General features: G+C 66.1%; 13 protein-coding genes and 1 tRNA gene. 3 read left to right on the top strand and 11 right to left on the bottom strand.

The genetic code is table 11. The features are described from left to right. The 7 genes from AC07FN_RS42925 to AC07FN_RS42895 form a co-directional block, all read right to left on the bottom strand. Positions 1-216: hypothetical protein (locus AC07FN_RS42925; protein WP_478400860.1), on the bottom strand; the 216-nt coding region annotated here is incomplete at its 3' end. A gap of 191 nt (positions 217-407) precedes the next feature. Continuing rightward, positions 408-1,796, bottom strand: coding sequence for a diguanylate cyclase domain-containing protein (locus AC07FN_RS42920; RefSeq protein ID WP_478400858.1), 1,389 nt, complete (start codon positions 1,794-1,796; stop codon positions 408-410). Between the two features lie 366 nt (positions 1,797-2,162). Then, positions 2,163-2,876, bottom strand: a complete 714-nt coding sequence (gene npdG / locus AC07FN_RS42915; RefSeq protein ID WP_358498584.1) for an NADPH-dependent F420 reductase — start codon at positions 2,874-2,876, stop codon at positions 2,163-2,165. 29 nt (positions 2,877-2,905) lie between these two features. Continuing rightward, complete coding sequence (locus AC07FN_RS42910; protein ID WP_478400857.1) at positions 2,906-4,315, bottom strand: NAD-dependent succinate-semialdehyde dehydrogenase; 1,410 nt, start codon at positions 4,313-4,315, stop codon at positions 2,906-2,908. Between the two features lie 85 nt (positions 4,316-4,400). Further along, entirely contained in the window at positions 4,401-5,141 is a 741-nt protein-coding gene (locus AC07FN_RS42905; protein WP_478400856.1) for a transglutaminase-like domain-containing protein, read from the bottom strand. A gap of 34 nt (positions 5,142-5,175) precedes the next feature. Further along, complete coding sequence (locus AC07FN_RS42900) at positions 5,176-6,234, bottom strand: TIGR03619 family F420-dependent LLM class oxidoreductase (protein ID WP_358498587.1); 1,059 nt, start codon at positions 6,232-6,234, stop codon at positions 5,176-5,178. Beyond that, the gene (locus AC07FN_RS42895) at positions 6,231-7,061 is read right to left on the bottom strand and encodes an Rv0792c family HTH-type transcriptional regulator (protein ID WP_478400855.1); all 831 of its coding nucleotides are present in this window, start codon (positions 7,059-7,061) and stop codon (positions 6,231-6,233) included. Before AC07FN_RS42895 ends, AC07FN_RS42900 begins: the two co-directional genes overlap by 4 nt. 170 nt (positions 7,062-7,231) lie before the next feature. Here AC07FN_RS42895 and AC07FN_RS42890 point away from each other — a divergent pair, with 170 nt between their 5' ends. Together AC07FN_RS42890 and AC07FN_RS42885 are read left to right on the top strand one after the other, a co-directional pair. After that, positions 7,232-7,543: a putative quinol monooxygenase gene (locus tag AC07FN_RS42890; RefSeq protein ID WP_358498589.1), complete on the top strand. Its 312-nt coding sequence runs from the start codon at positions 7,232-7,234 to the stop codon at positions 7,541-7,543. A 51-nt stretch (positions 7,544-7,594) separates the two neighbouring features. After that, entirely contained in the window at positions 7,595-8,956 is a 1,362-nt protein-coding gene (locus AC07FN_RS42885; protein WP_478400854.1) for an MFS transporter, read from the top strand. Between the two features lie 66 nt (positions 8,957-9,022). On the opposite strand, the gene AC07FN_RS42880 is transcribed toward AC07FN_RS42885, so the two are convergent. Both AC07FN_RS42880 and AC07FN_RS42875 read right to left on the bottom strand, forming a co-directional pair. Next, positions 9,023-9,247: a hypothetical protein gene (locus tag AC07FN_RS42880; RefSeq protein WP_478400853.1), complete on the bottom strand. Its 225-nt coding sequence runs from the start codon at positions 9,245-9,247 to the stop codon at positions 9,023-9,025. Next, on the bottom strand, positions 9,225-9,857 hold the full coding sequence (locus tag AC07FN_RS42875; RefSeq protein WP_478400852.1) for a LysR substrate-binding domain-containing protein: 633 nt from the start codon (positions 9,855-9,857) through the stop codon (positions 9,225-9,227). Before AC07FN_RS42875 ends, AC07FN_RS42880 begins: the two co-directional genes overlap by 23 nt. A gap of 383 nt (positions 9,858-10,240) precedes the next feature. On the opposite strand from AC07FN_RS42875, the gene AC07FN_RS42870 reads away from it, so the two are divergent. Next, on the top strand, positions 10,241-11,191 hold the full coding sequence (locus AC07FN_RS42870; protein WP_478400851.1) for a tyrosine-type recombinase/integrase: 951 nt from the start codon (positions 10,241-10,243) through the stop codon (positions 11,189-11,191). A 368-nt stretch (positions 11,192-11,559) separates the two neighbouring features. Here the strand turns inward: AC07FN_RS42870 and AC07FN_RS42865 are convergent, their stop codons facing one another. After that, complete coding sequence (locus tag AC07FN_RS42865) at positions 11,560-12,519, bottom strand: tyrosine-type recombinase/integrase (protein WP_478400859.1); 960 nt, start codon at positions 12,517-12,519, stop codon at positions 11,560-11,562. Positions 12,520-12,635: 116 nt separating this feature from the next. Then, positions 12,636-12,709, bottom strand: a tRNA-Pro gene (locus AC07FN_RS42860). Positions 12,710-12,726 lie beyond the last annotated feature (17 nt).

The following is a 12,726-nucleotide window of genomic DNA, read 5'->3' as shown; positions in this document are numbered from 1 at the left end:
CACGCCTTCGTGTCCCTCGGCCACCAGGTGCGCGTCCCGCGCGCGACCGGCCGCCGCCAGCAGTCTTTCGAGGTCATCGCCGCGGGCGTGCAGCACGACAGCGGCTTCGGCGGCGTCCAGCGAAACGCCGTCCGTGGCGCGGCGGAGCGCACGGCGCATCGCCGAGGCGCTCGGAGTGGGTTCCGGCGGGGAAACTTCCAGATCTGCAACCGACACCAGCCGACTCCTTGCTCTGGGTGCCGCCATCGCCTGCTACGAGAAATTCACCAAGTGCGACATCCTTTTCAGTTTGTTCCGAAGTGAATCCGACCTAGTGCCTCGTCAAACAAGGTTGATCTGGTAACCGGTATGTCGGATGTTTGAGTTGATCGTAAGGGCCCGTTTGGGACAAGCGCGCCGGGCAGTCATCAACGGTGGGGGTCGTGTTGCTCTTTCCGACGGTTCTTTTTGCGGGTGTACATATCTTGATCAGCTCTGTGCAGGAGTTCTGTTGGTGCGGTGGTGGGGTCTTGGGTCAGGGCAATCCCTACGCTGGCTTTCAGATCGACTTGATGGCCGGCTGCGGTGGTCTCGGTGTCGAGGAGTTGTGCGATGCGGTCGCGTAGCGCTTCGCCTGCGGGGAGGTCGTCGACAAGGCTGGCGACGACGAATTCGTCGCCGCCCAGTCGTGCCACCGTGGCACCGGGGTCCACACCGCTGACCAGTTCGTGGGCGGCCGCGGTCAGGAGATGGTCACCAGCGAGGTGGCCGTATCGGTCGTTGACTTGTTTGAGCTTGTCGAGATCGGCGACAAGCACCGCCAGAACGCCGCTGCCACCGGCTAGCGCGGCGAGATGGTGGTCGAGGCGGTCGGCGAGGAGGGCGCGGTTGGCCAGTCCGGTCAGCGGGTCGTGCAAGGCGAGGTGGGCGAGGTGGGCATCGGTCATGCGGCCGTTGCCGATCGCCTCGTAGTGGCTGACGAGGAAGGAGGGCATGCCGTCCGGGCCGGTGACCATGCTGGATCGGATCAACACCGTGATCGGGTGGCCGTCCTTGTGCCGATACCGTTTTTCCACGCTGACCGTTCTGACACGGCCGGCACGCAGATCAGCGAGCGCAGCCTCGCCCTGCTGTCGATCACTAGGGTAGGTCAGGTCGGAAAAATGCCGTGCCAGAATCTCATCGCGCCGGTACCCGAGCAGGTCGCACAACGCGTCGTTCACCGATGTCCAGTACCCCTGCAGATCCAGCAGGGCCATCCCGATCGGCGCAGTGGCGAAACACTGATCCCACAGGACTTCGCAGCTTCGGCGGGCGATGATGTCCTCTGCCTGCACCAGGATCGAGAAAGGGCGGCCAACGGTGTCGGTGAGGACCGAACCCGACAGCCGCACCCAGACGATCTGGCCGTCGGGCTTCTGGTACCAGGTCTCCGCCACCGCGTGTCCGCGTGCGAGGGTGTCCCCGACGACGGCGCGTCGCAGGACAGCGTTGCCTGGCCAGGACGAGTCGTGCGGGCTCGGCTGCAGGAACTCTGGGGTGCCGTGGCCCAACAGAGTGCACCAGGCCGGGTTGACGTACCGGGGGCGGCCCTGCACATCCAGCACCGCGGTGGGCACGGGAGCCCGATCGAAAACCGCATGCCACTCGACACCTGCCGCCCTGCCCGGCGATGCCGGGACGGGTTCGCGCCAGCCCTCCGTCGCCGAACCAAACGGGGTAAGACCCTGCGCCGCACCGTGATCCAGGGTGGTCAGCATGTCGGTCAGACATCGTCGCGGCCCAGCCCAGCGACGCTGCTCCAGCGCCAGACTCATCAAATCCTCGGCAAGCCCGACACGATACTCACGCTCACGTGGGGAATGCATGGTCGGAAACTCCGTCAGGGCGTGCGCCGTATGATGTGGTGGGAGAATTTAAGACGGTGTCCCAGGGATATCCCACAATTTTCTCCTTACATGAGTGCGATCTACACACATGATCACGGCTCTTCGCGAGTCGAAAGCTTCGCTCCGAACCCGGCTACGAGACCAACGTTGCTTGACAAGGCACTAGGACAGCTTGGTGTGTGCGCAACGTGAACCGCTTCGTTCGCGCGAGGCTGCCGGTGTGGACAGAACGGCGCGGGCCGAACGTTGCCGGCAGCCCACGCGCTGGATCGTTTTCAGTGCGCTGCCGCGGAGTCACGCAGGCTGTTCGAGCTTGGGCGTGGACAGCCCCGTGAGCCGAATACCGGCATGGGTCTTGTAGCGCCGATTGACTCCGATCAGCAAAGCGGTCATCCGTTCGCAGACCCCACTCAGGTCTAGCGGGCCGCAGTCGATCGGCCGAAGCCCAGGAATTCGGGCGATAAGCGCTGCCGCGGCCTCCTTGTCAACCTTCTTGTCACCGCAGAGCAGCACGTCTTCGTCAAGGTGCCGTGCCGTGTCCTGCAACGTGGCGGCGCTGACGGTCTGCAGCGCGGAGACGACGGAAACGCCACCAGGCAGCAGGTCCTGCGCCTGCTCCGCCGCTGAGCCTGCCCATGGGGTGATGGGCCGAAGGCCACGTCGTCCGGGCACCATCGGCGCGGTCGTGTCGATCAGTAGCTGGCCCGGCTGAATGACGTTGGCGATCGAACGGACGGTCTCGATGTGGGCGCTGAAGGGCACCGCAACGACGACAACGGGCGCGTCTTTGATCATCTCGGCGTTCTCACCGCCTGACGCCCCGGGAAGATGCGCCGCTGTGGCCTTCGCGGCGTCCGCGCGACGAGAACCGATTCTCACGTGGACGCCAGCATGCGCCCACCGGGTCGCGAGCCCGAGGCCGAGCGCTCCGGTGCCACCGACGATGGTGACGGTCTCGATGTGCAGAGGCGGATTGTCGAGGGGTGGCGCGGGCTGAGGGGATGACATGGGAGCTCCTTCGTTCTCGGCTTGGTGGTTCATTCGCTGAGCGGGTGGTCTTGACCGTTCTGTGCGGGCCCGACCCAGACGCTCTTGACGTTGGTGAACTGCCGGATCCCGAAGGCACCGAGCTCTCGCCCGTAGCCACTGCGCTTGACTCCGCCGAAGGGCAGACGCGGGTCGGACGCGACGATTCCGTTGACGAACACGGCACCCGCGTCGATGCGGGGCACAAGGTGGTTCGCGCGATCAAGGTCCGACGTCCACAGGGCCGCACCGAGACCGAACTCGGTGGCGTTGGCGATGTCGACCGCGTCGGATGCGTCCTTTGCCCGGATGACCGCGGCGACCGGACCAAAGGTCTCCTCAGCCGCGACAGCCATCTCAGGGGCGACGTTGTCGAGGACGGCGGGCCGGTAGTAAAAGCCCGGCCCCTCCGGCACCGTGCCGCCGGTGACGATCCTGGCGCCCGCTGAGACGCTTCGGCGCACCTGGTCGAGCACGTCCGTGCGGATGCCTTCCTTCGCCAACGGGCCGATTCGCACGTCGCGGTCGAATGGGTCGCCGACGGTGAGCGCGGCGACCCCCGCGGCGAATGCCTCGGTGAACTCCTCGGCGACCGCGTCTTCGACGATGAAGCGCTTGCCCGAGATGCAGCTCTGCCCGGAGTTGAGCGTCCGGGCCGTGACGGCAGCAGCGGCAGCGGCGGGGATATCGGCGTCCGCGAGGACGATGAACGGGTCCGAGCCACCAAGCTCAAGCACCTGCGGCTTGAGGTGCGAAGCGGCCATGGCCGCAACCTGGGCCCCCACCTCGGTCGAGCCGGTAAGGGTCAGAGCACGGACGCGGTCGTCACCGATGAGGCCGGGCACAGCGTCCGCGCCGACCAGCAGCGTGGTGAACAGCCCGGTCGGACAGCCCGCCTGCTCCCAGACCTCGGCGATCGCAAGGGCGCAACGCGGAACGTTCGACGCGTGCTTCAGCACGGCGCCGTTGCCGGCGAGCAACGCGGGCGGCGCGAACCGGAACACCTGCCACAGCGGGAAGTTCCACGGCATCACGGCGAGCACCAGACCCAGCGGGTCGTAGGCGATGTGACTGCGTGTGGCAGCGGTCTCGACGGACTCGTGGGCGAGCATCGCCGGACCGTGCTCGGCGTAGTACTCGCAGCACCAGGCGCACTTCTCGACCTCGGCTTCAGCCTCGCCGATGGGCTTGCCCATCTCCTCGGTGATCAGCGCGGCGAGCCTGTCCCGGTCGGCGCGCATGATGGCGGCGGCGCGGTGGAGGTGCTCGGCGCGGACCTCGATCGGAGTGGACCGCCACTGAGCGGCCGCAGTTGCGGCCCGGGCGAGGGCCGCCTCGATCTGGTCCGGCGTGTGCGGGTCGAAGCGAGCTAGGACTTCTTCGGTCGCGGGGTTGACAGAGCTGATTTGACGAGCGGACATGGTGGTGTCCTTCTTGAGTCGGCGCGCGCGAGCGGAGCGGGTGTCATGGTGGCTCGGCCTGCACGCCGCGCCACAAGGAGGAAGGTCAGGCGACGGCCTGACGGCGGACGAGCTCGGGGTCCGGCCCGCTCCACAGCACGTCGTCGGCGGCGACGCGGTCGTGCGCCGCGCTCGACTCGAGCGCGGCGAGCACCTCGCGGGCCACGCGCAGGTACCAGTCCGCGACCTCGGCGGGGTAGTCGGCGTAGCTGCCGTTCTCCCGCAGCACCGGTCCCTCGACGGTGGGGATGTCGGTCCGGCCGTCGAAGTCGATCGTGTACGGCTTGCCCAGCTTGGTCGCGGTGGGCGCGTCGATCGTGGCGTCGAGCTTGACCCACCGGCCGTCGACGAAGGCCTCGCCGAGCGAATGCCACGGCAGCGGGCGACCGACAGGCCCGCCCCACAGCACGCGCACCTCTGGGGACAGGAACTCCATCTCGGGGGCGTCCAGGGCCTGGAAGGCGACGCGCGCCGGGATGCCGGCGGCTCGGGCCAGCGCAACGAAGGAACTGGCCTTGCCCATGCAGAACGCGACGCCGTTCTCGAGGACGTCGCTGGCCGCTGTCTGCCCCTTCGCGAGATAGCGGAACGAGGCCAGGATGTCGTAGGGCAGGTCGCGGACGTGGTGGTAGATGCGGCCCAGACGGTCGACGTCGGTCGTGGCGCCCTCGGTGATGCGGCGGGCGGTCTCGACGACGGTCGGGTGGTCGGAGTCGATGTACGCAGTCGAGCGGAGGTACTCGTCACCGGCGGCCTCGGTCGTCCGGGAGGTCACATCGGAGGTCATCGTGCGGCTCGCTTTCAACGGGTGTTTGCGGAGGTCAGGCGGGCTGAGAAGCACGGGCGGTGTCGAGGTGCGGGAGGACCTGCTCGCCGACCACGTCCAGGTAGTCGGAGTCCGCTACGTCTGGGATCGTGAACAGAAAATGGTTGATCCCAGCAGCCTGGTACTCGCGGATCTGCTTTAGGCAGGCGTCGGCGGAGCCGGTGATGAGGCCGCTTTCGGGGATCGACTTGAACCGCGCGCGCAGCTGTTGCTGGACCTCGGGCGACTCGGTGGGTGCGAGCAGCGTCGTCAGTGACAGCTGAAGAGTGGCTGGGTCGCGGCCGATCGCCTCGCACTCGCGGTCGAGCAGCGCACGGCGTTCGCCGCATTTCTCGGCTGGCCACCACCGTACGTTGATTCCGTTCGCATACCGGACGGCGATGCGGCTGACCCGCAGCCCTTCGCCACCGATCCACAGCGGCGGGTGCGGCTTCTGGACGGGCGGCGGGTCGCAGATCGCGCCGTCGATCGTGTAGAACTCGCCGCGGAACTGCGGGTTTGCCTCGGTCCAGACGCTGCGCAGCACCTGGAGCGACTCGGCGAGCGCCGAGACCCGGTCACCGGTCGACGGGAACGGAATTCCGTACGCTTCGAACTCCTGTTGAAACCAGCCCGCACCAAGGCCGAGATCCACACGCCCGCCCGAGATCACGTCGAGGGTGGCGGCCATCTTGGCGAGGACGGCGGGATAGCGGTACGAGTTGCACAGCACGCTTGTGCCCAGGCGCAATGAGGTCGTGTCGCGCGACAGCGCTGACAGCGCCGTCCAACACTCGAGCAGTGGGATTGACGACGGTCCCTGCGTCGCGGGCGTCTCGTCGCTCGCGTCGGCGGTGATCCCGGCATCCCGGACGTAATCATCCGGGCTGAGGGTCAGGAAGTGGTCGCACAACCACACAGAGTCGAACCCGTGGGACTCCGCCGTCTGCGCGACGCGGGCCATGTCAGGGTAGTTGCCCACGGACAGGCCCCGAATGGTCAGGGCGAGGATCAACCCGACGTGCGGGCCGCCCCCGCGAGGGGGCTCTGGTGTGCCGGGATCGGCGGCGGTCATTGGCGCAACCTTTCTGTTCGCTCTGTCATGCCGACCGTCCCGTGCGAGATGACGCGGGGAAGCGTCACCGAGAAGCCGTAGCGATCCGGTCGGTAGTGGAAGACAACGACCTCCAGGGGTCGGTTGTCGTGGTCGTAGCTGACGCGATCGAGCACGAGGACCGGTGCGCCCTCGTCGACGCCCAGCGCCGCCGCGACGTCAGCGGAAGCGCCTGCGGCGTGGATCTCGTGCCGGGCCTCCGCGATGCGCGTGCCCAGCCGCTGCTCCCACATCGTGTAGGTGGTCTCGGTGGCCGGCTCCGCCGACCGCAGCGGCTCGGCGGCGTCGCGAACCCGGGTCGGGAGGTGGATCGTCACCAGCGCCAGGTGCTGCTCGCCGTCGCTGTAGCGGCGGCGGATGGTGAGCACCTCGGGCTCTCCCAGAGTCCGCGCGACGTATGCCGACGAGTGCTCGACCCCGAAGCTCATGACCTCGATCTGCGGTGTCACTCCTTGGTCGAGCAGGACCTCGGTGATCGTGCGGACCCCGGAAGACAGCTCTTGATCCAGCGGTGTGGACACGAAGGTGCCCAACCCTTGCTTGCGCACGACCCAGCCTTGGGTCTCGAGCATGCCCACCGCTGCGCGGACGGTGATGCGGCTTAGTCCGGACTCCGCGATCAGCTCCTTCTCGGTGGGCAACCGTGCGCCCGGGGGCAGCTGCTGCTTGATGATCAGGGTCTTGATCCGTTCGGCCAGCTGCGCCGTGGCCGACGTGCGGCCGCGCTGAATCCGCAGGTCGACCTCGGACAAGTCCAGGCGGGCCTCGGAGTCCTCAGGTGATGTCATAAGTCGTATTGAACCTGGCGGAGGTGGCCCACCGTGTCGCGACATGCGTGTGGGGCCAGGCGTCGGATGGTCCGCCTGTGTCTCAACCTTGACTCCACACATAAGACGTTTTATAACGTATTGCACATGGGGACGCAAGAGACGCCCCGCCCCGACAGACTGGAGACGCCGTGTCCGACGAGAGCCCTGTGACCGTGATCGCCCGTTTTACCCCGGCGCACGAGCACGCCGACCAGCTGCAGAAACTGCTCGAGGGGATGGTGGCGCCCACGCGCGCCGAAGCGGGCTGCCACTTCTACAACCTGTTCGCCACCCAGACGGACGACACGCAGTTCGTGCTCCTGGAGTGCTACGAGGACTCCTCCGCGTTGGAGGCGCACCGCGCGTCCGCGCACTACAAGAACTACCGGGCCCAGCTCCCAGACTTGCTGGCGAAACCGATCGATGTCACTGTCCTTGCCCCGGTCGACGTGCTCGACTGAGTTCGGCACCCAATTCCCCGGCGTCGCGCTGACAGCTCAAAGGAGAGCACTGTGTCCGACCTGGAAAGCGGCGTGCCGCCGCTCAACACCCTTGATCAACCCATAACCATGCGCAGTATCGACAAGACCAGCCGCCGCGCGCTCGTGGCGTCATGGCTCGGATGGACGTTCGACGGGTTCGAGACCTACGCGCTCGTCCTGGCGGGGTCGGTCGCCGTCACCAGTCTGGGTACCAGCGCCCAGCTCGAACGGCTTCCCGCGTATGTCGGCGCGCTGGTGGCCGCGACCCTCGCGGGGTGGGCCTTAGGAGGGATCGTCGCCGGGTTCGCCGCGGACTACCTCGGCCGGCGGCGCATCCTCATCATTTCGATCCTCTGGTACGCATTGTTCACGGGCATGTCCGCCTTGGCACCCAACTACTGGTGGTTGCTGGCCCTGCGCTTCATCACTGGCATGGGGTTGGGCGCGGAGTGGGGCAGCGCGACGACGCTCATCGGCGAGCTGTGGCCCGATCGCAGCCGCGGGCGCGCCGCAGCTGTGCTGCAATCCGGGTTCGGGGTCGGCGCCGTGCTCGCCGCCCTGACCTGGTTCCTCCTGCAGCCGGTGGGCGCCGAGGCCTGGCGGTACCTGTTCTTGGTTGGCACGCTTCCGGCGCTGGTCGTGCTGTACGTGCGCCGAGCCGTCCATGACCCGGAGATGTGGACGGAGATCCGCGACCGCAGGCGTAAGGCCAGAGCCACCGCGGCAGGCGGTGGACAGGTCAGCGCAGAAGACCGTGAGCTCCTGCGGTCTCCGTTCACCTCGGTGTTCAGCCAGCCGCACCTGCGTCAGAGGGCCCTGCGACTGCTCCTGATCACCGTCGTGTCGGTCGTCGGCCTCTACAGCGTGTCAGCCTGGATCCCGCAGTTCACCGGCCAGCTCGCTAAGCACGTGGGGCAGTCCGGCGGCGCGTGGGCCGCGAACGCCGGCCTGGTGTTCAACGCCGCATCCGTGCCCGGGTACCTGCTTCTGGGTTACCTGGCAGACCGATGGGGCCGAAAACCCACCATGCTCCTGTACTACGTCGGGTCCGCCGTGATTCTTCCGGTCTTCTTCTTCGCCGTGAGCACGCCGGAGATCGCGCTGATCGCAGCTGGGATCGCCGGGTTCTTCATCCTGGGGCAGTTCGCCTGGATGCCGATCTACATGCCCGAGCTGTTCCCCACAGCGGGACGGGCAACCGCGATCTCGGCGGTGTTCAACTCCGCCCGGATCGCAGGCTCCCTGGTCACGCTCTTCACAGGTGTGCTCATCAGCCTGCTGGGCGGCATCTCGACGGCGGCGACCACTGTCGGCGTGACGTCGTATGTCATTGCGCTGGCCGTGATCTGGTTCGTTGGGCCGGAAACCAAGGGCCAGCCGCTCCCGCACTGAGGCCGGATTCCTGACCCAGGCTGATCCGAGTGGTGTCGTGACAGATGCTTCACGAACCCGCTCGGGTCAGCTGATCCAGCGCTGCCCTCGGCTGAGCGCATCCGCCGCGGAGACGACGAGTGCTGTTGCCGGAGCGAGGCCCTCCTTCCGCCATACGAGCTCGAGGTTGAAGGTCGGGAGATCAGAGTCCGTGAGCGGGACTGCGGCGACATCCGTCGTGACAATATGCTGCGCCATCGAATCCGGCACGAGCGTGAAGCTCTTGCCGTCATGCAGGTCGAGGTGCTTCATCCCGGGAATCGGGTCCTCTTGGTAGGTGAACTTCTCGCCCGGTCCGCCGCAGCGCCGCCATCAGCGTGGCGTGGTGAGCAGGCACCAGCTGCGACTTGTAGAAGCGAAACGTCTGGCCGGCGAAGTCGCGCAACGAGACGCCTTGGCGTCCAGCGAATGCATGCCCCGCGCCGACCAGCGCCGTGAACGCTTCTTGGCGCAACGGCTGACGGCCGTACTCGACCCGATCCGGCAAGGTGTGCGAGACGACCAGGTCGAGACCGCCGTCGCTCAGTGCACCGTCCAACTGCAGCGACCAACCTTCCTGCGCATCGATGCGGATCGCGGGGCGCCACGTGTTCACCGCGTCGATCAGGCGTGGCGCTATGGGCCCACACCGGCCGGTCAAGGCCGCTGCGGCTGACGGGAGAAGGCCCCGCAGCGTGCTAGTGCACGCCGACTTCGAGACGGCCGCCGCAGGCCGGTTGACGCGCTGCCCTGATCGGCTGGGCGGGTCACTGAGTTGGCTTCGCTGGAAGCCGCGGCTGCGGTCTCGCTGAGCCGTCTCGCCCCGGCATTGTAAACCATCCGCAGCGGCTCGGAACCCGCGTCGGGCCCATGCGAAACCCATGCTTTATGAACGCGCGTCCCTGCGAGTCAAGCATCTCGTACCCAACCCTGGCGAAAAGAACGTCCTGGTCAGGCGCGGTTCAGCACGCTCCCCCGCAGCAAAGCTCAACATCCGTCCAGTTCTGAGTCCATCGGCCTCAAAACCGAACACTCGATGTTGCAGCTAGAGGCGAGGACCCTGTGTCCCAGAAAGTGACACAGGTCGGATCCGAATAGACACATCTCAACCCTTCCCAAAATGAGCACAGTTCTCATTATTGAGAGCATGACACGATTTCGCGCATCAGAAATACATCACAAAGACGCCAGCCTCCCCACCCCGAGCGGTAATCGTATTCATTTTCAGAATTGTCACCGCGCAAGAATTACCCTAGGTGTTGTGCAATGGACTTGACGAGACTAGCAGCGGGACTGACCCCCGCCTGGCGCCATATCGCGATCGACTGGGACCGGAGCCTTCGATCCGCGGGCCGCCCCGCGACAACACGCTATATCTACCTTCTTGCCGTGAGACAGTTTGCTCATTTTCTCGCCGAACATCTACCAGGAGACAACGCTGCTGCGGCGACTCAGGACCCAGCAATGACGATGCGTACCCACGTCGAGGAGTTCCAGTCCTGGATGATTGAGACGCGCTCGGCTGCCACAGCGGTGAACAAGCACAAGGCCCTGCAGCAGTTCTTCAAGTGGCTCGCCGAAGACGAAGACGAGATCGACCGCTCCCCTATGGAGCGCGTCAAGACCCCCGCTAAGCCCACGAAGCTGGTGCCGTTAATGGGCGACCAGGAAACTAAGAGAATCCTCGATTCCTGCAAAGGAAAGACATTCGCCGAACTGCGTGACCATGCGATCATTCGTATCTACTACGGCACCGGCGCACGACTGTCGGAGGTCGCAAGCCTGACAGTCGATGACATTGACATGGCCACCGATTCGGTTGTCTACCTGGGCAAAGGCGGGAAGTTCCGGCGCGTCCGGTTCGGACCGAAGACAGCTCGGGCGGTGAGTCGATACCTGCGCGCCCGGGCGAAGCACCGCGGAGCGGAGTTACCGAGCCTCTGGTTGGCCGAACGCGGGGGCCAGGCACTTCAGGCGAACGGGATCAAGATCATGCTCAAGAGGCGTGGCAAACGTGCTGGGGTGGCGGGCGTTCATGCCCACCGATGGCGACACAACTACGCCCACCAGTGGAAGCTCGCCGGCGGCGACACAGGGGATCTGATGCTGTTGCTGGGCTGGAGCTCGGATGCGATGGCCCGCCACTACGGCGCCAGCGCCGCAGCGGAACGCGCCCAAGAAACCCAACTCCGTATGGGAATCGGTGAAAATGTCTAGCAGCAAGGGAATGACTCCCGCGCAGCGGAGCCGGCGTGCCCGAGTGGCGGCCCATGCTTCCTGGGCCAACACCACTGATCGGACAGCACGAACGAGCCACGGCACTCGGGCGTTTCTTGCCCGCTTCGAGCAGCAAGTCGACCCACTCGGGCAACTCGATCCCAGAGAGCGCGAGATGCGGGCACGCCACACCCGTCTGGCATACATGCTCACGCTCGCCGAGCGCTCCGCCAAGGCCAGGCGCAGGAAACACCACGAGCAGAACAACTCCAAGAGCTGAGGCATGTCCCTCGACTGAACCGAGACAAGCAGACGTCGCGGCGTGCACCCACACACACCGCGACATCTGCCGTCCCTGTGCGGTGTGATCAGACGTTGTCGCCGATGCCCATGCGCACCTGCGTCTCCTGGGCTCGCTCGGCGGCGGCACTGGCGCCGTAGTGCCGCGGCATCGCATCCGAGCTCCACCCGAGTAGCAGCATCAGGTCCCCAGTGTCCCCGCCAGCGAGCTTCCACCGATGGGCGTAGGTGTGCCGCCACTGGTGCGCATGCAGACCTCCCAGACCCGCGGCTTTTCCGAGTCGCTTGAGACGGATCTTGATGCCGTTGGCGTTCAGCGGTCGTCCCCCGCGATCGGCCAACCACAAGTTCGGGAGTTCAGCGCCCTTGCGCTTGGCGCGTGCCCGCAGATACCGGCTCAGCGCCCTGGCGGTCCTGGCTCCGATCCGCACCCGCCGGACCTTGGCTCCCTTGCCGTGGAAGACGACAGACTCCGTCCTGAGATCGACATCCTCCACCGCCAGGCCGGCGACCTCCGACAGCCTGGCCCCGGTGTTGCAAAACAGCCGGATGATCGCTTCATCCCGCAGGCTCAGGAAATCCTTGCCTTTGCAGGCTTCGAGCAGTTGTGTGGTCACCTCATCGTCGATCACCGGGACCAGCTTGGTGGGGGCCTTGGGCAACCGGACCCGTTCCAGTGGCGAGCGATCGATTTCCTCCTCGTCGAGCATCAGCCACTTGAAGAACTGCTGCAGGGCCTTGTGCTTGTTCACCGCCGTGGCAGCCGAGCGTGTCTCGATCATCCAGGACTGGAACGCCTCAATGTGGGCCTTGGTGACCTCCGCGGGGTCCTCCGCCGCCGCGCTCGCCTCGGGGTCCGGTGAGTGCTCGGCGAGGTAACGCGCCAGCTGCGCCGAGGCCAGGATGTAGTTGTAGCGGGTGGTCTCCGGGTAGTTGCCCGACCGCAGACTGCGGTCCCAGTCCCGCAGGTAGCCGGTCCAGGTCATCGAGAGGCCGTCAGTGAGCCGTTCAAGATCCATCAGCGGCATGTCCAAGCTCCGAAGTCAAGGGGTCGATAAGCGGCGTGCTTGACTCCGAAGAACGAACCATGATCACAAAAAGAGGGCCTTCACAGGCTCTGACCTGCGAAGACCCTCTCCCGCGGTCGGGCTGACAGGATTTGAACCTGCGACCCCTTGACCCCCAGTCAAGTGCGCTACCAAGCTGCGCTACAGCCCGTTCTTTTGTTTTTGCCC

The organism is Saccharopolyspora sp. NPDC045941 (assembly GCF_056431445.1).
The sequence above is the reverse complement of the archived record's forward strand: the minus strand, read 5'-3'. Positions and strand labels throughout refer to the sequence as shown.

Excerpts from the sequence above, each read along its gene's own strand:
- AC07FN_RS42920 (WP_478400858.1), bottom strand. The coding sequence starts at position 1,796 with ATGAGTCTGGCGCTGGAGCAGCGTCGCTGGGCTGGGCCGCGACGATGT.
- npdG (WP_358498584.1), bottom strand. The coding sequence starts at position 2,876 with ATGTCATCCCCTCAGCCCGCGCCACCCCTCGACAATCCGCCTCTGCAC.
- AC07FN_RS42910 (WP_478400857.1), bottom strand. The coding sequence starts at position 4,315 with ATGTCCGCTCGTCAAATCAGCTCTGTCAACCCCGCGACCGAAGAAGTC.
- AC07FN_RS42905 (WP_478400856.1), bottom strand. The coding sequence starts at position 5,141 with ATGACCTCCGATGTGACCTCCCGGACGACCGAGGCCGCCGGTGACGAG.
- AC07FN_RS42900 (WP_358498587.1), bottom strand. The coding sequence starts at position 6,234 with ATGACCGCCGCCGATCCCGGCACACCAGAGCCCCCTCGCGGGGGCGGC.
- AC07FN_RS42895 (WP_478400855.1), bottom strand. The coding sequence starts at position 7,061 with ATGACATCACCTGAGGACTCCGAGGCCCGCCTGGACTTGTCCGAGGTC.
- AC07FN_RS42880 (WP_478400853.1), bottom strand. The coding sequence starts at position 9,247 with ATGAAGCACCTCGACCTGCATGACGGCAAGAGCTTCACGCTCGTGCCG.
- AC07FN_RS42875 (WP_478400852.1), bottom strand. The coding sequence starts at position 9,857 with ATGGGTTTCGCATGGGCCCGACGCGGGTTCCGAGCCGCTGCGGATGGT.
- AC07FN_RS42870 (WP_478400851.1), top strand. The coding sequence starts at position 10,241 with ATGGACTTGACGAGACTAGCAGCGGGACTGACCCCCGCCTGGCGCCAT.
- AC07FN_RS42865 (WP_478400859.1), bottom strand. The coding sequence starts at position 12,519 with ATGCCGCTGATGGATCTTGAACGGCTCACTGACGGCCTCTCGATGACC.